General features: G+C 48.2%; 12 protein-coding genes. 3 read left to right on the top strand and 9 right to left on the bottom strand.

Annotated features, from left to right (window positions below; all coding sequences use genetic code 11):
- Positions 1–75: 75 nt before the first annotated feature.
- The 7 genes from ACFTRD_RS07150 to ACFTRD_RS07120 form a co-directional block, all read right to left on the bottom strand.
- The gene (locus ACFTRD_RS07150) at positions 76–1,845 is read right to left on the bottom strand and encodes a cache domain-containing sensor histidine kinase (protein WP_379378393.1); all 1,770 of its coding nucleotides are present in this window, start codon (positions 1,843–1,845) and stop codon (positions 76–78) included.
- An 18-nt stretch (positions 1,846–1,863) separates the two neighbouring features.
- Complete coding sequence (locus ACFTRD_RS07145; RefSeq protein WP_379378391.1) at positions 1,864–3,411, bottom strand: response regulator; 1,548 nt, start codon at positions 3,409–3,411, stop codon at positions 1,864–1,866.
- Positions 3,412–3,813: 402 nt separating this feature from the next.
- On the bottom strand, positions 3,814–6,894 hold the full coding sequence (locus ACFTRD_RS07140) for a X2-like carbohydrate binding domain-containing protein (protein ID WP_379378389.1): 3,081 nt from the start codon (positions 6,892–6,894) through the stop codon (positions 3,814–3,816).
- A gap of 378 nt (positions 6,895–7,272) precedes the next feature.
- Positions 7,273–8,169, bottom strand: a complete 897-nt coding sequence (locus tag ACFTRD_RS07135) for an SMP-30/gluconolactonase/LRE family protein (RefSeq protein ID WP_379378387.1) — start codon at positions 8,167–8,169, stop codon at positions 7,273–7,275.
- A gap of 14 nt (positions 8,170–8,183) precedes the next feature.
- Positions 8,184–8,846: an SGNH/GDSL hydrolase family protein gene (locus ACFTRD_RS07130; RefSeq protein ID WP_379378385.1), complete on the bottom strand. Its 663-nt coding sequence runs from the start codon at positions 8,844–8,846 to the stop codon at positions 8,184–8,186.
- 98 nt (positions 8,847–8,944) lie between these two features.
- The gene (locus ACFTRD_RS07125; RefSeq protein ID WP_379378383.1) at positions 8,945–9,733 is read right to left on the bottom strand and encodes an alpha/beta hydrolase; all 789 of its coding nucleotides are present in this window, start codon (positions 9,731–9,733) and stop codon (positions 8,945–8,947) included.
- Between the two features lie 203 nt (positions 9,734–9,936).
- Positions 9,937–10,770, bottom strand: coding sequence for an AraC family transcriptional regulator (locus tag ACFTRD_RS07120; protein ID WP_379378381.1), 834 nt, complete (start codon positions 10,768–10,770; stop codon positions 9,937–9,939).
- Between the two features lie 132 nt (positions 10,771–10,902).
- Here ACFTRD_RS07120 and ACFTRD_RS07115 point away from each other — a divergent pair, with 132 nt between their 5' ends.
- From ACFTRD_RS07115 to ACFTRD_RS07105, 3 genes are all read left to right on the top strand, one after another.
- Positions 10,903–12,930, top strand: a complete 2,028-nt coding sequence (locus tag ACFTRD_RS07115) for a beta-galactosidase (protein WP_379378379.1) — start codon at positions 10,903–10,905, stop codon at positions 12,928–12,930.
- A gap of 409 nt (positions 12,931–13,339) precedes the next feature.
- Positions 13,340–14,311: a helix-turn-helix transcriptional regulator gene (locus tag ACFTRD_RS07110; RefSeq protein ID WP_379378377.1), complete on the top strand. Its 972-nt coding sequence runs from the start codon at positions 13,340–13,342 to the stop codon at positions 14,309–14,311.
- A gap of 20 nt (positions 14,312–14,331) precedes the next feature.
- Positions 14,332–15,012 carry an AlkZ-related protein gene (locus ACFTRD_RS07105; RefSeq protein WP_379378375.1) on the top strand — a complete coding sequence of 227 codons (681 nt, stop codon included), beginning with the start codon at positions 14,332–14,334 and terminating at the stop codon, positions 15,010–15,012.
- Between the two features lie 126 nt (positions 15,013–15,138).
- On the opposite strand, the gene ACFTRD_RS07100 is transcribed toward ACFTRD_RS07105, so the two are convergent.
- Both ACFTRD_RS07100 and ACFTRD_RS07095 read right to left on the bottom strand, forming a co-directional pair.
- Positions 15,139–16,653, bottom strand: a complete 1,515-nt coding sequence (locus tag ACFTRD_RS07100; protein WP_379378373.1) for a UxaA family hydrolase — start codon at positions 16,651–16,653, stop codon at positions 15,139–15,141.
- A complete protein-coding gene (locus ACFTRD_RS07095) occupies positions 16,653–18,167 on the bottom strand; it encodes a tagaturonate reductase (RefSeq protein ID WP_379378371.1) in 1,515 nt (504 codons plus the stop codon). The genes ACFTRD_RS07100 and ACFTRD_RS07095 overlap by 1 nt, the downstream gene beginning before the upstream one ends.
- Positions 18,168–18,359 lie beyond the last annotated feature (192 nt).

The raw sequence follows: 18,359 nt of genomic DNA, 5'->3' as shown, positions 1-18,359 counted from the left end.
TCCTATTCTGCTACAATGCAGCGTTCGGAAGACTCTTTCGGAGCGGTCAATACAGATTCGCAGCTCGTTGTGCCATTATTGAGTGATTAAAGGGAGCGTCACCGTCACTCTGGTTCCCTCGCCAGGCGTGCTCATGATCGTAACACCGTATGGCGTACCATAGAGCAGTTGAATTCGGTCGTGAACATTACGTATACCGATTCCACTAAACAGCTGTCGATTGTTCTTCGGATTGGGCAGCGACTCTCCCATGGAGAAGCCCTCAATCCCGTCGCCATTGTCCATAATCTCACAGATCAGTGATTCACCTGCTCTGGACACCATCACATGAATCGTTCCTGTATCCTTCTTGATAAAGGCATGGAAGAACGCATTCTCGATAAAGGGCTGAATCACCAGCTTGGGCACATGATAAAGGGTACAATCCGGGGATATATAAAAAGCTGCCTTGATCCGTCCGCCGTACCTGACGTGATTAATGAACACATAATTTTTTAAATTCTCCACTTCCTGCTCCACCGTGACCGTCTCACTTACGTCACTAATCGTATTTTGCAGGAGCGAGATCAATGCGTTGATGGTCTCGGCTGCACGATCCTTATTGCCTTGCTGTACCAGCACCTTAACCGAAGCGAGTGTATTGTATAGAAAATGAGGATTAATCTGGCTCTGCAAAGCAGCAAGCTCCGCATTTCGTTGCTCACGTTGAGTCATCACCAGTTGATCCACATAATCATGCAGTTCGTCCAGCATGTAATTATAAGCATGACTCAGTTGTCGGCTCTCATAGCTGCCACTGACCGGAATATAATTATCCAGATCACTTTCCGTAATATTGGACATCTGTTTCACCAGCCTGCGGAGCGACTTGGTAATCTGATTCGTAATAAGAAACACCAGCACAAGTGCTCCTGCAACGATAGCCGCACAGATCAGGGCAATGGTCTTCATATCCAGCAGTTGTCCCATCGCCTGCTCCTTATCGACCACATTGACGATATAGAAGCGATAAATGGGTAAGTATTCCGACAGAACAACGCTATCTTGCTCCATTACATGTGCGTTAACCCCTTTACTGTTATCATTGCTCATTTGTCTCGCATACGATAGCAGTTGCAATTGCTGAGTCCCGATCCAATCTTCCCGATTGGAGGAAACAATCTCCCCGTTTTCGTTCAGGATGACCACATCATTGCCCCTGCTTGTAAAGCTACTATAGAACTGACGGAACATACGCTCTCTCATCGTGACGTATAACATGCCATACATACTGCCCTCGCTTCGATTGGTCAGCGCTTTGGTCGCGGATATCATCTGTTCTGAACCCGAGCCCTCGTCGAGACGATAATCGTCGAAAATCAATCGGCTGGGCAGCTTGGTCGCCTCCATCGTAATAGGCATCTGTTTCAGCTCGTCTACCGACATGCTCAAGTGAGAACGATCGGTTGAATACGTGCGTCCGTTGATGCCACTTATCGTGATGCCCACCTCATACGATTCTGTGATGGTCTGAATTCGATCCATCGCCTCCCGCATATGATAGTAGGACTTCGCCATTGTAAGTGAATCGCCCTCACCTTCGGACAAAAAGCCGCGGATCGAGCCGCTCTGGCTTACATTGTTGGCTACCGCTGCAATAGCATCATTAAAGGATTCAAAATTCGTTTTGATCTGGTTCAGCACTTTGGAATTGGTAATGCTGAACGTCTCGGTAAACAGTCGGGTCGACATGTGAATGGTTGTCCACAGGATAAGTACCGACACGAGAACAATGCTGATCACCATAACCAGAAACAATTTTGGAAACAATCCAAGACGGGATAACGCATTCATCCATTTCTTCATCGTTTTGCCCTTCTGACTTCATGCCCAGAACTTGCGCCGGTATCGGCTTGGAGACAGTCCGGTAAATTTTTTGAACACCTTGCAGAAATAGCTATGGTCTGAATAGCCCACCATGCTGCTGATTTCAGAGATCGTAACATGATCCGATCTCAGAAGTTCCTCTGCCTTTTCAATCCTTATTTTGTTCAAATATTCATTAAAGCCCTCTTTTTTGTGAGAGGAGAAGTAACTGGACAAGTACGATGGATTGAAATGAAAATGCTTGGCTACTTCCGCTAGCCCGAGCGGCTGATCAAAGTGCTCATGCATATATTCCAGCAGCATTTTCATATTCGGATCACTTCGTCGTCCACCTTCTCCAGTCATGCACCCCTGTACCTCAGCCATGAACTGATCCAGCACATTCATTGCTTCTGTTAGACTGGAGGCGCCATCCACATGTTTGAAATAGGCATATTTGCTCTCTTCCAGCGCAGCAGACTGCACATCCATATCTGCCAGAGTAATGGTTACATTAAAGATGAGATTGCCCAGAAACGACTTAATTTCAAACACATCTGCAATATAATCCCGTCCCAACGTAAGCGCATGCTCTTGCAAATATTCTCTTGCCGCTTCTGTCCGATTTCGCTTCACATGCTGCAAAAACATATTCACATTGAACTGATACCCTGCAGGATGGAGAGGTGGAAGTTCGCCATAAACCAGAATAGACCGGTCCTCATAATAAAAGCCATACTCCATCAGCTTGATCAGACGTGTTCGATATACGTCTCCCATCTCTTCAAATGAAGAAAAGCTATCACTTAGCACCCAGCAAGATCCGTCCTGCGCCTCCTTATTCTCACTGGCCAACTCCTTGATCCGCTGTACCATCCATTCATCCTTCGCAGGCTCTACATTAAGGAGCACCACGCTTGACGTGCCTTCGGCCGGAACGATTGCGCACTCCACGTCAGGAAGCTGGCTTCGTATCCTGGACTCCAGTTGCTCGTTATCCAGCTTGTGTACATGTGCTCGCATGTCCTTCGACATATATACAAGTAAGCGGAAGCACTGGTGAGGAAACGTCTCTCTAATCATATCCATTTCGTTACCTGCATCCAACGTAAAGCCGGACAGCATCTTTTCCATCAGTTGGCCTAATCTCCAACCATCATGAGAAGGCTCAAACTGTAATTCGGGAATTTTGCCAGCAGTACGCTGAAGCACTTGTAATAATTCATTGGTATCCAGTTTCGGTTTTAATATATAGTCTGCTGCTCCGTTCTGGAGCGTTGAACGTACATATTCGAATTCACTGAAACTGCTAAGTACGATAACCTCAATCTGCGGATAACTGGCTTTTAACGTCCGGACAAAGGTTTCCCCATCCATCACAGGCATCACGATATCTGTAATGACAATATCCGGCTGTAACAAACGCACCTGTTCAAGTCCTTCTTCTCCATTGGAAGCTTCACCCACAATCTGAAAACCTTGGGATTCCCAATTCATATGGTGCTTAATGCCTTGTCTTACAAGAAACTCATCGTCAACAATCAGCACCTTGCACAACCGGTTCATGACCCTTGACCCCCTTATCTAATCCTCTATGTCTGTACAGGTAATACCATAATATATCGGATAGAATGGCCTCCCCGTGTTAACGGTTACATTAATTTTAAAGTTTTGTACTCTTTTTTATATCTCAAAACCAACGTTTAATCAATGGTAAGCATTTTGCACAAATCTAAAGAGCGTCTTTCAATCAGCAAGATATAGATCGAAATGCATCTATTCGTCTATATCTTGTACCCGGAAGCAAGATGATTCGAATTGAGCAAAATACTGATGGAAACTCTCCTTAGTGTACACTATATTTCGACAAAATAAGAAACCCCGGCCCGCCACGAATCATTTCGGCAAGCCGGGACTTTTTATCGATATACATTTAGATTCACACAAAATTTCATTTCAAGTTTAAGTCTACGGTTCGATCCCCCATTGAAGACTTCCGGCGATATATCCTGTTACTTTGGTCCAGTCGGCATAGGCTGTTTGAGTTGCAGCAAATGAATAGTCATCCGTCTGAGTATAGTTGGTCCAGTCGCTTTTGGAAAAACGGGCCTGAATTTCAGTACTTTGCCCCGCTGCCAGTGAACCGGCTGAAGATTTGAATCCGATCTCCAGCATATGATCCGCTCCGGTTACCGGGGTCGACAGCGCACTAAACGTACCTGTAACATTTTCATTCCCAGCCGTTGCCCAGTCACAGAAAAAGTTCTGAGCCTGAGTGCCATTAATCGTATAGTAGTAACGAATTTTAATGTCCGAAAGATCGAGAGTCGTAGTTCCTGTATTCGTTAACTTGATCTTGGGATTGATGGAGTTCCCCGTTGCCGCAGTCGTTCCGTTAAACATCTCAATCCGAATGGTGCCCTCTGGCACAGCTGTGGTGTCCTGGATGGTCAGATTCAGGATGGCATCATTGCCTGCACTGAAATGGAATGTTAACGCTGTGCTTCCTTTGGGCAAAGATGCCAGGTACGTTTTGCTCAATACCACCTGATTACCCGATAGTGTGTAGTCCATACCTGAAACCAGCATCGAATTACCATTACGTATAGCACTAAGCGTGTTGCCGTTCAGGGTCAACGTTACAGGAATATTGGACTGGTTGCCTGTGTTCTTGTCAAACTCCGCAGTCACTGGTGTAATCGTCGAACTGGTTACCGGATTTGTGCCTCCTTCTCCACCGCCATTGTTTCCGCCAATACGGTCAGCATATAAAATGCCCCGCCCATTCGTACCCAGATATACCCTTCCATACAAACGTGGATCACCTGTAATGGTGGTCACGCGTGCATATTGATGCTGATCATCATTAATCCGTACCCAATTCGCTCCACCGTCATCGGAACGGAAAAATCCGCGCGTTCCGTCAATCTGTGCAATCGTATACAGTGCAACCACGTTCTGTCCAGGTGCCGCCTTGCCAAAACCGATGCTGTCTGCTTCCTCTACATTGACCAGCTTGGTAAAGCTCGCTCCCGAATCAGTGGAATGCCACAGACCATATGGCCCTTCATCTTCACTGCCACCTGCAAACCAAAGCTCGCCTTCCTTACCCGGAACAGCATCCAGATCCGCATTGCCTTCTGCCGGAAGCCCGGTAGCCGCAGATGCAGTGAAGGAGACACCCCCATTGGTACTCACATAGACTTTACCAGCAGCAAATCCATAGAATTTGTTCGGGTTCACCCGGTCGGAGATCACTTTTGCCTGTGCGGGTATACCTGAACTCGCCGTCCATGAGTTGCCGCCAGTGGAATAATGCACCCCCTTGTCTGACGTGCTCCATACAAGTCGGTTACCATTTGCAGAGATAGCTACGGTTCCTCCTCCGGAAGTGCCTGCAGGCTCTGCATTGGCTTTATACCATGTTGTACCTCCGTCGCTGGATAAACCAATGGATTTTGCATTCGGATCAGCCGTGTAGTCTGCTTTCCCTACGCGAACCATCGTATTCGGACTTAACTCTGCAAAATCCAGACTTTCCGTAGAAGAGTAGTTGGGGCTGGTAAACATCGCAGCTGGTGCCTGATCCAGATCATTATGACGGAATCCGGAGACATCCCCTACTCCACTTAACAAATGAGCCCCACTTGGCGGGCTGATCAGATCCAGGACAGCGATCTCCTCAACTCCTTTGGCCATCACTGAAATATTGATTTTGTTGTCGTCATCCCAATCTGTAAGATTATTCGTTCCGTAGATGGTCGCACCCGTCCCATACATCATACGGTCGGAATCAAACGGATCGATCTCCAGATCACCAATCATCCATCCCAGTTTCGGAGACACTTCAGGTGGTGCAGGATTCGTCCCGAATGTCAGCCAAGGAGCGGCCGAAATATCCTGTGTATAGCGCATTTTGCGGTTTGGATATCCTTCGAATTCCCAGATGCGGGTCCAGGTAGCTCCACCATCCGTACTGCGGAAGAGATTTGCATCAGGCCACCAGGAGTTGAGGGTTGCAACCATTAGTGTACCGGGATGCTGAGCATCTACGGCCAGTCCACCATATCCAAAATAATTGTCCGAGTTGCTGCTTGGCACCGGACTAATGTCAGTCCATACTCCTGTAGTTGTATTTAATTTCCACAGCGCTCCCTTCTCCCCATCATAAGGGCCTGCACCATCGCTGTACGAGATATATAGACTGCCATCGGCATCCAGCTCCCCGTGATGCGGCAAATAACCTGTAGGCTGTCCAGCGACAGCAGACCAAGTGGCTCCTCCATTCGTACTGCGGTATATACTTTGATTTTTGTCAGCTACCCCGACATAGATGGTCTGTGTTGCCTGTCCAGCGGAGCCTGTTGATTTGTCAAAAGTGATCCAAGAGAGGCCTACGATGTCACTCGTATACTCGGAAGACGGGTCCTCCACGTACGTTCCGGGATTCGGGAAGCTCGTTACTTTGTTCCAGGTTACCCCGTAATCCGTACTTTTCCAGAGTCCATTGCCACTACGTGCACCAAAATACAAAATGCTGTTTTTGTTTGGATCAACGGTCAGGCGTTCTCCCAAGGAACGCCCAGGCATGTTGCCGCCCACTTTGAACGGAAGAGTCGTTGTCTGCCAAGTATCACCACGGTCTGTAGAACGCAGGATGGAGCCGTTGTTTTTGTCCCATGAATTCGTGTACGTGCCAACAGCCATATACACCCGATTCGGATCAACCGGATGTGTTGCCAGCGCATCAACACCGTTTTTGTTCCAGTCATCCCAACCGACAAAATCGGTGAGCGGGATCCAACTCTCGTTCACCGGATTCCAGCGATATGCTCCCCCGATATCCGTTCGGGCATAAATTAGATCTTTTTCAGATTCATTGAAAATGATACCCGGTACAAATCCGCCTCCACCTCCGGTCACGACATTTTTCCACTGGTATGAATCGCTTGGTGCTGCATCTGTTGTCCCGGCGAGTATTCCCAGTGAAACAGCTGCAACGGCAACTGTCATGCTCATGATACGCAATTTCCCCAAAAACGTTTTCATAGTTACTTAGCCTCCTCTTCAATATGTTCTTCGCATCCGACCTACCCCTGCTGTGTCATCATGCTGATGAGTGCAGTCTCAGACATTTAATGCATCGGTCAAGGCAGCCAGCACCACCTCCTCTCCGCTAACTAAAACGCTTTCATAAATATTCGCTAACCGTCATCATCTGGATAATTCTTTCAATAAATAACATTCGATGGCAATTAAGAAACACCTTCTGCCTGAATTTCACTCCTGCACATTTTTTTGAAGTTTCCCCTTATCGAACGACAACACAACAAAGGATGCCGTCATCAACAGCATCCTTTGTGTCATGTTATATTAAAAAAGAGTACTCTTTCCTGAAAAGCCAGCGTGATTGGCCCTGACAGAAGTTTACTTGCTGTCCGCTTTCGTTACATCGCCAAACGCGTACGTTTTCTGCCCTTTCACACCCGGCCTGATTACAAACAGAGAACCCGCATCCGGCGTCTCCGCCAGCCGCTCTTCCTTAATGCCAATTCGGGCAGTCGTAATATATAAGTCCTCCAGATCAGGTCCTCCGAAACAGCAGGAAGTCACTTGGTCTGCGGGTACCTCGATCTGTTGCAGTAACTCTGCTGTATGCGGGTTCCAGCGAGTGACCCTTCCTCCGCCCCAATGAGCAACCCATAACATCCCCTCACTGTCTACGGTCATTCCATCCGGAAAGCCGAACTCCTCCGGTATAGCAATTACACTTGTCCTATTCGTAATATCTCCAGCAGCCAGATCAAAATCAAAACGGTCAATGGACCTTGTCGGCGTATCAATATAATACATTTTCTGTTGATCCGGACTCCAGCCCAAGCCATTGGACGTGGACACATCCCTAAACATCGTGCGAACAGGCTGCCCTTCTTCCAGGCAATAAAATGCCCCCGCTTTGCTCTCACCGTTCATACTCATCGTACCTGCCCAGAAGCGTCCAAGAGCGTCACACTTCCCATCATTAAAACGGTTGTTGTCCTTGCCCTTCTCCGGATCTTCAATGGGGTTCAGTTCTCCCGTTAACAGGTTAAAGGTATGGAAGCCACTTCGCAACGCAACGATGACCTTATCACCCTGGTATGGCACAACCGCCCCTACATGCTCACCAACATCATAAGTGCGATCCTCTCCTGTGGCCGGAACATATACATGGACCTTGTAACTTTCAATATCCACCCATAATAATCGATTGTATTCAGCATCCCAGCTTGGACCTTCGCCCAGCAGTGCCGGGGTATGTACTGCAATGTTCAAGTTGCTCATTCCATCACATCCTTTTAAGATTTGACGCCGCCTGACCATTCAAACCCAACGGCATCCAGAAACGCTTTGGACAGAATCATGTGGCCTGTAGCATCAGGATGAACGCGGTCATAAGTCAGCACAGACGTATAGAAATGATCCCAGAATGGATTAAACGCAGCCTGGGTATCCACGAAAATGGCATCAAATTCAGCGGCTACTCTGCGAACAGCTTCACCGTAGATATCCATCGTAGCCCGCATCGGATCTTCCGGATTGGCTTCCAGATAATAAGGACTCATCAGAACAAGCCCTTTTAGTCCAGGACGAACCGAAGCAACCAGATCACGCAAAGTGGACTCGTACTCTTCCAGGAAAACCTGTGAATCTGTGGACAACGGATTGTCAAATTGACGCCATACATCATTGATCCCGATCATGATGGTTAGCCAGTCCGGTTTGAGATCAAGCACATCACGGTCCCAGCGCTGCTTCAAATCACGAATGGTATTACCACCAATACCCACATTTTGAATCCGTAACATCAATTCCGGGTAGATGGAACGCAGTAAGGCATACACTTGCGCCACATAGCCATGCCCCAGGCCAGAACTACCTTCACCAACAGGATGTACACGGCCGCAATCTGTGATTGAATCTCCGATAAAGAGCAGCTTGTCATTTTTTTGCAATTTCATTGTCGTTTTCTCCTTCGCTCTATCAAGCGTTAAAATATATGGGATTACGTAATTCATATTTCATATTCAAGCACAGAAAGATTACAGCCAGCTGGGTGTTACCATCCTTGATTCTTAAGCCAGGTCAGGCACAGGTCAGACCAGGCCCGAACAGCTTCGTTATCCTTTGCCAATCCCAGACCGTGTGAACCTTTCTCGAATACATGCAAATCATAGGGAATGCCTTGCGCACCCAGTGCGAGCGCATAACGCAAACTATTCTCCACAGGTACTGCCTGATCGTCACTCGTATGCCAGATAAATGCTTCAGGAGCATCGGCTTTCACCTGTTGCTCTGCACTGAAGGCCTTAATCTGCTCGGCAGACACGTTCGCCCCCAACAGATTCTCACGAGAACCGGCATGTCCATAGGATTCCATCGTAATCACCGGATAACAGAGAATAACCCGATCCGGGCGCGAACTCTCCCGTTCAATAGGATCTTCATGGTCTGGTTGACCCTCGTCATACAAGGTGCCCAGCGTGGCAGTAAGATGTCCACCTGCCGAGAAACCAAGCACAGCAATTTTGGAAGGCAGTATCCCGAATTCCTCGGCATGAGCCCGTACATAACGGATCGCTCGCTGACCATCTGCCATAGGTGCAGGATGTTGGTGCGGAGCCACACGATATTTCAGCACAAATGCGCTGATCCCCGCCCGATTCAGCAATTCAGCAATTGGAGCCCCTTCATGATCTGCCAAAAATCCGTAGCCCCCGCCTGGGCACACAATGACAGCGCTCTCGGAACCGGGTTGAATAAATGGAATCAGATGAGGCATCTCGTCCTCATGACCTTGGGCTGCATAAGGTGCAGCATGGTTCCACAATGGTATGGTTGGTGTCAAATTTGATCATCCTCTCTAAAATAGAACGGATACGTTCATCCGTATAGTCACTTTCCAATCTAAGGAATCGATACCATCATAACGGGAAGCACCCTTGTGCATCAATACCTTCCTGGTATCACTTTTTGTTCAATTTGGTACAGGTTACACGGAACCTTCATGCTTGAACAGTGTTTTTTAGCATATTTGTTACTTCTGAACGATTAATATAATCTTCGATACTGCTCAGGGGTTACACCCTCAATCCGTCGAAATGTAGCGACGAAATGACTTGCATCCCGAAAACCAACCTTTGCAGCCGTTTCCTTGACGGTCAGCTTGCTGTCTCCAGTCATCCATTCTTTCGATTTGCGAATACGGAGGAGAAGGAAATAACTGTAGGCGGTCATGCCAAAGGATTGTTTAAAAAGAGTATTCAGATGTCGGGGCGTAATGTCTGGGATGGCGGCCATCTGCTCCAGACCGATATCTGGATCGGCATAGTGTTCATTCATAAATGAAATTAACGGAGCCAGCCGTTCCACGGCATGGGAGATCGAAGAACGACTGCCTGTCATGCCATGTTTTTTAAGCAAAATCAGAAATCGGTACATGTCCGCTGACGCTTCCAAGCCGGATAAATCCTGGTCACTGCTGATGGAACCCAGTACTTCCCTGCCATAGTATTCAAGCGGGCTTTCTGGATCCCACTGGTGAAGGGCTGCCTCTCCCAAACCAAGTGACTCTGCGATGGCAGGGCACTGGGAGCCTCCAAATGTAATGTAAAGTGTCTCCCACTTACCTTGCGAGCGTACATACTCGTGCGGCTCATTAGGCGGCAGTAAAATGCCTGATGACTCTCCGAGAACTGCTGTTGAACCTGCAAATTTGAACTCTCCGGCTCCCTTCACGGTCTGAAGCCAGTGATAACAAGGATATCCGGCAGGTCTGAACACATTCTCCTGATTGCCGTTGTATCCTATACTTTCAATGTAGAGCGGAAGCGGCTGATCCCGGGGGGTCATAAAATAGCGCCGATGATCGGGTGAGATAAGCATAGGGATTCTCTCCTTTGAACAAAAACAATATTACAGTTCCATATTCTTATATACTTCATTACTTTTCTTATATTTTAAAAGTCATATTCATCATATAGTATAGAATTATTCTTATACAAGAGGTGAACACATTTGATTAGTAGCAAGTTACCCAAAATGTTCTACGGGGGCGATTATAACCCTGAACAATGGGATCACGAGACCCATCTTGAAGACCTGCGCATGTTCAAATTGGCAGGGATTGATATTGCGACAATTAACGTATTTTCATGGGCACTGATTCAACCTGATGAAGTCACTTATAATTTTGAAGGTCTGGACCAACTCATCAATAGTCTGTATGAAAGCGGTGTATACATCTGCCTTGCGACGAGTACTGCTGCCCATCCAGCATGGATGGCAAAGAAATACCCGGATGTACTGCGTGTCGATGCGGATGGACGCAAACGCAAATTCGGTGGACGGCATAATTCTTGTCCAAACAGCCCAACTTACCGCAAATACTCCGAAAGGATTGCAGATAAACTGGCGGAACTTTATAAGGACCATCCCGCTGTTCTTGTATGGCATATCTCCAACGAATATGGCGGCGACTGCTACTGTGATAACTGTGAGAAAGCGTTCCGCGTGTACCTGAAAGAACGGTATCAGACCTTGGATCAGCTTAACAAAGCATGGAACACCAATTTCTGGGGCCATACATTCTACGATTGGGATGAGATTGTACTGCCGAGTAACCTGAGCGAGCACTGGGGAAACAACAATTCCACGTTACAGGGCATTTCGCTTGACTACTCCCGTTTCAACTCGGACAGCATGCTCGACTGTTACCGTCTGGAATATGATGCGATCAAGAAACATATCCCGGATTCGGTCGTTACTACCAATTTGATGGGGTTCTTCAAACAGCTGGACTATTTCAAGTGGGCCAAATACATGGATATCGTCTCCTGGGACAGCTATCCGGGTCTTGCGACTCCGGTAAGCTTCACGGCGATGGCGCATGATCTGATGCGTGGACTGAAAGACGGTCAGCCGTTCATGCTCATGGAGCAGACTCCAAGCCAGCAGAACTGGCAGCCATATAATTCTTTGAAACGTCCCGGCGTCATGCGTCTGTGGAGTTACCAGTCCGTCGCCCATGGCGCGGATACGATCATGTTCTTCCAGCTCCGCCGTTCTGTCGGCGCTTGCGAGAAATATCACGGGGCAGTCATTGAACATGTCGGACATGAGAATACACGAGTATTCCGTGAAGTTGCGGAGCTGGGCAAGGAATTGCAGCTGCTTGGCGATAAAACGCTGGATGCTGTTGTTGAAGCCAAAGTAGCGATTGTGTTTGACTGGGACAACTGGTGGGCAATCGAGAAATCCAGCGGACCTACCGTTGCGCTGAACTATGTGGACCAGATTCACAAATACTACGCTGCCTTCTTCCGTCGCAACATTCAGGTGGACATTGTAAGTGTGGATACGGATATCAGTAAATACGACATCGTGCTCGCTCCGGTGCTCTACATGGTTAAACCAGGCTTTGCGACCAAACTGGAGACATTCGTTGAAGCGGGTGGAACATTCCTGACAACCTTCTTCAGTGGCATTGTTAATGAGAGCGACATTGTGACTACCGGTGGTTACCCGGGTGAGCTTCGCAAGCTGCTCGGTATCTGGGTTGAAGAAATTGATGCCCTGCTGCCTGAGCAAAAAAACCGTATTGTCCTGAAAGAAGCCTATGGTAATCTTCAAGGAGAATATGGTTGCGGCATGTTGTGCGATCTGTTACACAGTGAAGGTGCTGAAGTCATCGCCGAGTATGGAGACGACTTCTACAAAGGCATGCCTGTGGTTACGCGTAACACCTTTGGTCAAGGTGAAGCCTGGTATGTAGCTTCCGATCCGGAAGATCGTTTCCTGGACGATTTGCTGGAACAGCTGGCTGCAGCCAAAAATATGGATTCTCTTCTGGAAACGCCAGAAGGTGTTGAGGTGACTGCTCGTACCAAGGATGGACAACAGTACCTGTTTGTCATGAATCACAACGCCACCACTCAGTCCTATGATCTGGGTAATGCTGAGGCTCATGATTTGCTCACGGATCAGACCCTTTCAGGTAGGATCGAGATTAAAGGCCGCGGTGTGCAACTGCTCGAAATGAAATAATTTTTTAAGAATCTGATGATACAACATGTTACCATGTACATCGCATTAAACCCTATTTCCGGCTCAAATGAGTCTAAATAGTTAAAATTTTAACTATTCGAGGTTTATACCTCTTTCAATCTGCTACTTCCCGTATCCGTCTAGACCGGAAACGGGTTTTTGTCATTATTTGTGAGGTCCCCTGATAGAAGGAAATACCGCGAAGCGAAGCGAATTGGACCAGACACACAATTTAACGACGCCCCGCCGGGAACAAGGAAGCAATCTCCAAATAAGCAGATGCAGCATTGAATAAAATAATATGCTGCGAAAATTGGTGACAACCAAGATGTCACTTATCCCCTGCTACAATGGGAGTTGTACTCCAGCATCCTCTCCGGCGGCGCACCCTCGAAACGGAGTGGCTGACATGAATAGAACAAATCGGCTTGCCGCCATCGTTATGGCATTGCAGCATGGTCACGAAACGGCACATTCCCTTGCAGGAAAATTTGAGGTTTCCCGCCGTACCATCCTGCGGGATATCCAATCTCTCTCCGAGATGAATGTACCGATCATTGCCATCTCCGGTCCCGGAGGCGGCTTCAGACTTATGGATGGGTATGTACTGCCCCCACTGCAATTGGATCCGGTTGAAGCAGCTACTCTCATCTTTGCTCTTGAAGGCATAAGCCATTATGCAGACACCCCTTTTCAAGAGAAGCGCTGGACATTAATGGACAAAATCAAAAGCCTTATCCCGGATGATGTCAAAGCAAGAATGGATCCCATGCTTAAGCAACTGAAACATGATGTTCCCGAGCGGAATTATATCCTCCATCATCTGGAACCGCTTCTGGCTTGTATCCCGGATCAGGGGTGGTTGCGTATGTTATACCGCTCTGCTTCCCGTCAGCGCTGGCTTACGATCTGTCCTGTTCGAATCTATGCTTCTGCCGGCTTCTGGTATTGCGAAGCGTATTCGAAGGAGCATGGTGAACAGCGCCTGTTCAGGGCTGACCGCATTCTGGACGTCAAGCCGGTTGGTCTTCCCGAATCACAAACGCTGGCGGAACAAGCTGAACGACAGCGCAGCAAACCGAGCGCTCCCGAGCGCTCCCCAACGCGTGTTACAGCACGTTTGAGTTACAGCGGAATGATCGAGGCAGAACAGGACAAGCATATTGGTGAACTGCTGACCGAGATTGCCCCGGACGTCTGGGAATTATCTTTCCTCTGTCCTCCTGGTGAATGGGCTTGGGCCATACAATTTTTTTACCGCTTGGGACGTGAAGCAGAAGTGCTTGAACCCGAGGCTCTACGCTACGAGATTCGCCAGCATGCCGAAGAAGTAAGTCAGATGTATCTGGCTTCCAACCATAATCGTTGCAGTACACACTAAAAGGAGGATTGCCAAAGTCCATGATAAACGAACCCATCGTAACTTATGAAGAAGCTGTACAGCGTATACAGGCTGTGGGACTGCTTCCACTGGCCCCCTTGTTCCCTGAATACCCTTCATTGTCCTCCATAACCCCTAAAGAGAACTGGCACCAGGACAATGATCTTGATCCCTGGTTGTGGCGTTCCCGACTTGCCGAAGAAGGTGTCGCTGCCTATGGCAAATTTGTCAAAAAGAAAGCCATTCTCGTTTCTCGCGAATATTACCCATGGGTGCACCGGCTGCTAGCGGATCCCAGAGTCATGGAAGAACAATATGATGCAGGGTTGATCTCTCGAGAAGCCTTCAAATTGTACGAAATAATTGAGGAACAAGAGGGGATTGATGGTCGGGCGTTGCGCTCACAGGCAGGTTTTGGGGCGAAAGAAGATAAAAAAACGTTTGATCAGGGGTTGCTGGACCTCCAGCGTATTAGCGCCATTGTGATCTGTGGAACCAAGGAGAAAGAAGGCCTTGCTGAAGGCAAGGTTGCCTGGAACAGCTCCGCTTATGAGACCTCAGGGCACTGGATGAAACGTCAGGGCATTGAGCCGTTCGAGGGTAGCGTCGCAGAAGCGAGCGAACTCCTGCTGCATCAATTGGAGAAACACGCTTCTGCTGCAGCATTGGCTAAAATCCAAAAAGCCTTTGCAACGAATTGAATAGCATGCATGTATACAGCAAAATCCCGGCAGTCGCAAAGGACACCGGGATTTATGCTGGAAAGAACGTTTATAGTGCATTATATAGTGCATAAGACAGATAATGAAGGTAACAACGAATCTTACTTACAGAATGACCCCATCCTTGAAAATCGCGATCTCACGAAATCCATGCTGCTCGCTGAGCGTATGCGCCCGGCCTGAAGCAATATCAATCAATTGGCTGAACAGCTGTACCTTGACATCTTCCATCGACCGACCTTCGAGCAGTTGACCTGCGTTAAAATCAATCCAGTGCTTTTTCCGATTCGCTAGCTCCGATTGAGTCGCGATCTTGACAGTAGGAACCGGGCCTCCAAACGGCGTCCCGCGACCTGTCGTAAAGAGCACAATGTGTGCACCTGCAGCAGACAGTGCCGTAACAGACACCAGATCGTTGCCCGGGGCTTCCACAATGTTCAGACCGGTTTGCGTGACACGTTTGCCATAACGGAGAACATCAACTACGGAAGAACGTCCTCCCTTTTGCGTACATCCCAATGACTTTTCCTCCAGCGTTGTAATTCCCCCCGCTTTGTTTCCAGGGGAAGGGTTCTCATATATATTCTGACCGTGGTTCACGAAGTATTGTTTAAACCCATTGACCAGGTCTACCAAATCATCAAATACCTGCTCATTAGCCGCCCGATTCATCAGAATGGTCTCAGCACCGAACATCTCGGGAACTTCAGTCAATATCGCAGTTCCACCCGCAGCAACCAGCATATCTGCAACGGAACCAACGAGCGGATTCGCCGTAATACCCGACAGACCGTCCGAACCACCACACTTCAATCCAATTTTGAGCTTGCTCAGTGGTAGCGGTTGACGCTCTTCATGTTCAGCAAGCTCCACCAGCTCTTCCATTAGGCGCATACCTTCTTCAAGCTCATCATCTGTTTCCTGCGCTTTGAGAAAACGAACTTTCCCCCGATACTCGGGTGCGATACATTCGCGGAACTGATCTACCTGATTATTTTCACATCCCAGTCCAATAACCAGCACACCGCCGGCATTCGGGTGTTCCACCAAGGAAGCCAGCACCTGTTGCGTATACTTAAGGTCATCCCCCAGCTGCGAGCAACCGAACGGGTGCGGGAAATGGTACACGCCATCGATCCTGCTCCCGAACTGGGACTGCCCCATGCGAGCCAATGCTTCACATACTTTATTAATGCAGCCGACCGTATTTACAATCCAGATTTCATTACGGATACCTGCTTCACCATTAGGACGCAGATATCCATCAAAAGAGCGCAGGTGTTCCGGTGGCATGTCCGTCTGAACAGGTTCTCCCGGCTGATACTGATATTCAAGTAACCCGTGAAGTCCTGTCTTGAGGTTATGACTGTGAATCCAGCTCCCCTGCTCAATCTGCTCTTTGGCAATACCAATGGAAAAACCGTATTTCATCACGTCCTCACCCGGTGCGAGGGTATGCACAGCTATTTTATGGCCTTTGGGCACATCATCCTTTAGTGTAAAAGTAGTACCGTCTGGCAGCGTAATGCTTTCCCCTTTTACATAATCCCGAAGGGCAATAATGACATCATCCTGCGGTTGAATCGCAATCCAGTCATTGATTGTACGTGTTGTGTTCATCAACTCTCACCTTCCAGTAAACCAATTTCGTGAACGAGTGCTTCGCGAAGCCCCTCTCGATCATCCAGATTCTCTCCCCAGATCGATACATCAGACAAAACGGCAGCTACGCTCTGGTCTAATTGCTGCTTATCTCTCTTCAAAGGATCATAACTATCCCAATGCTTGGCGAGTGCAGCCAATACATCCACATCATCCCGGAGCAGGACGGACTCACCGTTCAGTCGCTGTCCCCTATAACCGTCTGGCGTGTTCACCGGACGATAAAGACACAACAATCCTGCAAATCCCTTTACAAGCCGTGCAGGCCAGTTCCCCTGATTTTGTTCATAGGCCAGAAGTGTTGGCAGCACACGAACCTTGAACTTTCCTACTGTATTTAATGCAATATCCTGCAGCTTGTGATCAATATACGGATTGAGGAAACGTTCAAACACTTCTTCTGCGTACTGATCCAGATCAAGGTCCGGCATATCCAGGGCAGGCACGATCTCCTGATGAACCGCTTCCCTAATCCACGAGCCAAACTGCGGGTCTTCCATTGTCTCTCTCACATGCTGCTTGCCATGCAGAATACCGAGCGATGACATGAGGGTATGCGCCCCATTCAGAATACGAACCTTGCGCAGCTGGAAAGGTTTCAGATCCTTGACCCAGTGTACGTTGAGTCCCGACTGTTTCAGGGGAAGTTTTTTGTCCAGTGCCTCATCTGCCTGGATGGCCCAGAAATGATATGGCTCTGCCGTATTGATCAGCTGATCCTCGTATCCCCAGCGATTCGTCAGGGCATCGGCTTCTTCCGTGGTCGGCGCACCCGTGACAATCCGGTCGACCAGATTGTTCAGGAACAGGTTATGGTTCTCAATCCATGAACGGAAGCCCTCCGAATAACCGAAATCCTCACTATGCCGCAAGACGCAGCTGCGCAGTACATCCCCATTACTTTCGAGCAATTCACACGGCAGGTGAACCAATCCCCTGGACGGGTCCCCATCAAATCGCAAATAACGCTGATGTAGGAAAACGGTCAGTTTACCCGGAAACGATTGTACCGGTTCACCTTGGACGTACGTTGTATACGTGTATTTCAATCCGGACTCGGTTGTATTGGAGATGACAAACTCCAGGGAAGGCAGTTCCGCAAGCTTCAGAAAATCCTGCCATTCTTCGTACGGATTAATACACTTTGAAAAAATCGAGATTATTTCTGTACGTTCCACCGCTTTTCCCTCGGAAAGACCTCGGGTAATCATCGTATATAACCCGTCCTGGTCACGAATCTGTTCCAGCTTTGTCTTTCCGCCTGGCCGAGGCTGCGTCACAGCAATACTGCCATGGAACTTGCCTTGTCTGGCACTTTCATGAAGCATCCAGTCTGCAAACCCGCGCAAAAAGTTGCCTTCGCCAATCTGCAGTACCTTTATGGGGCGATCCATCACTTCTTTGCATCTGCGCTGACTGTCACTTCCGAGCAGATTTAGCTTCAGCCTTGGTCTTTTCGTGCTCGCCGACATGAACACTCACCTCATCGTTTTATTTGTCATTATCAGATGCCTGGCTACAAGCTGCGCAGCCGCTATACTTCCATTGAAAACGCTTTAAATTCATTGTATCATCAATAAAAGGGAATTTAATTGCTTATATTGCGGTAAATGTACTCTTTCATGACCAGATATATCCATCTTTTCTGTGACCACTGTTTTGAA

This window comes from Paenibacillus sp. NPDC056933 (genome assembly GCF_042674385.1).
In the GTDB taxonomy this organism is placed as follows: Bacteria; Bacillota; Bacilli; order Paenibacillales; family Paenibacillaceae; genus Paenibacillus.
This window is presented reverse-complemented; position numbering and strand designations above follow the sequence as displayed.

Bases quoted from the DNA above. Each gene is read 5' to 3' on its own strand.
- ACFTRD_RS07150 (WP_379378393.1), bottom strand. From the start codon at position 1,845: ATGAAGAAATGGATGAATGCGTTATCCCGTCTTGGATTGTTTCCAAAA.
- ACFTRD_RS07145 (WP_379378391.1), bottom strand. From the start codon at position 3,411: ATGAACCGGTTGTGCAAGGTGCTGATTGTTGACGATGAGTTTCTTGTA.
- ACFTRD_RS07140 (WP_379378389.1), bottom strand. From the start codon at position 6,894: ATGAAAACGTTTTTGGGGAAATTGCGTATCATGAGCATGACAGTTGCC.
- ACFTRD_RS07135 (WP_379378387.1), bottom strand. From the start codon at position 8,169: ATGAGCAACTTGAACATTGCAGTACATACCCCGGCACTGCTGGGCGAA.
- ACFTRD_RS07130 (WP_379378385.1), bottom strand. From the start codon at position 8,846: ATGAAATTGCAAAAAAATGACAAGCTGCTCTTTATCGGAGATTCAATC.
- ACFTRD_RS07120 (WP_379378381.1), bottom strand. From the start codon at position 10,770: ATGCTTATCTCACCCGATCATCGGCGCTATTTTATGACCCCCCGGGAT.
- ACFTRD_RS07110 (WP_379378377.1), top strand. From the start codon at position 13,340: ATGAATAGAACAAATCGGCTTGCCGCCATCGTTATGGCATTGCAGCAT.
- ACFTRD_RS07105 (WP_379378375.1), top strand. From the start codon at position 14,332: ATGATAAACGAACCCATCGTAACTTATGAAGAAGCTGTACAGCGTATA.
- ACFTRD_RS07100 (WP_379378373.1), bottom strand. From the start codon at position 16,653: ATGAACACAACACGTACAATCAATGACTGGATTGCGATTCAACCGCAG.
- ACFTRD_RS07095 (WP_379378371.1), bottom strand. From the start codon at position 18,167: ATGTCGGCGAGCACGAAAAGACCAAGGCTGAAGCTAAATCTGCTCGGA.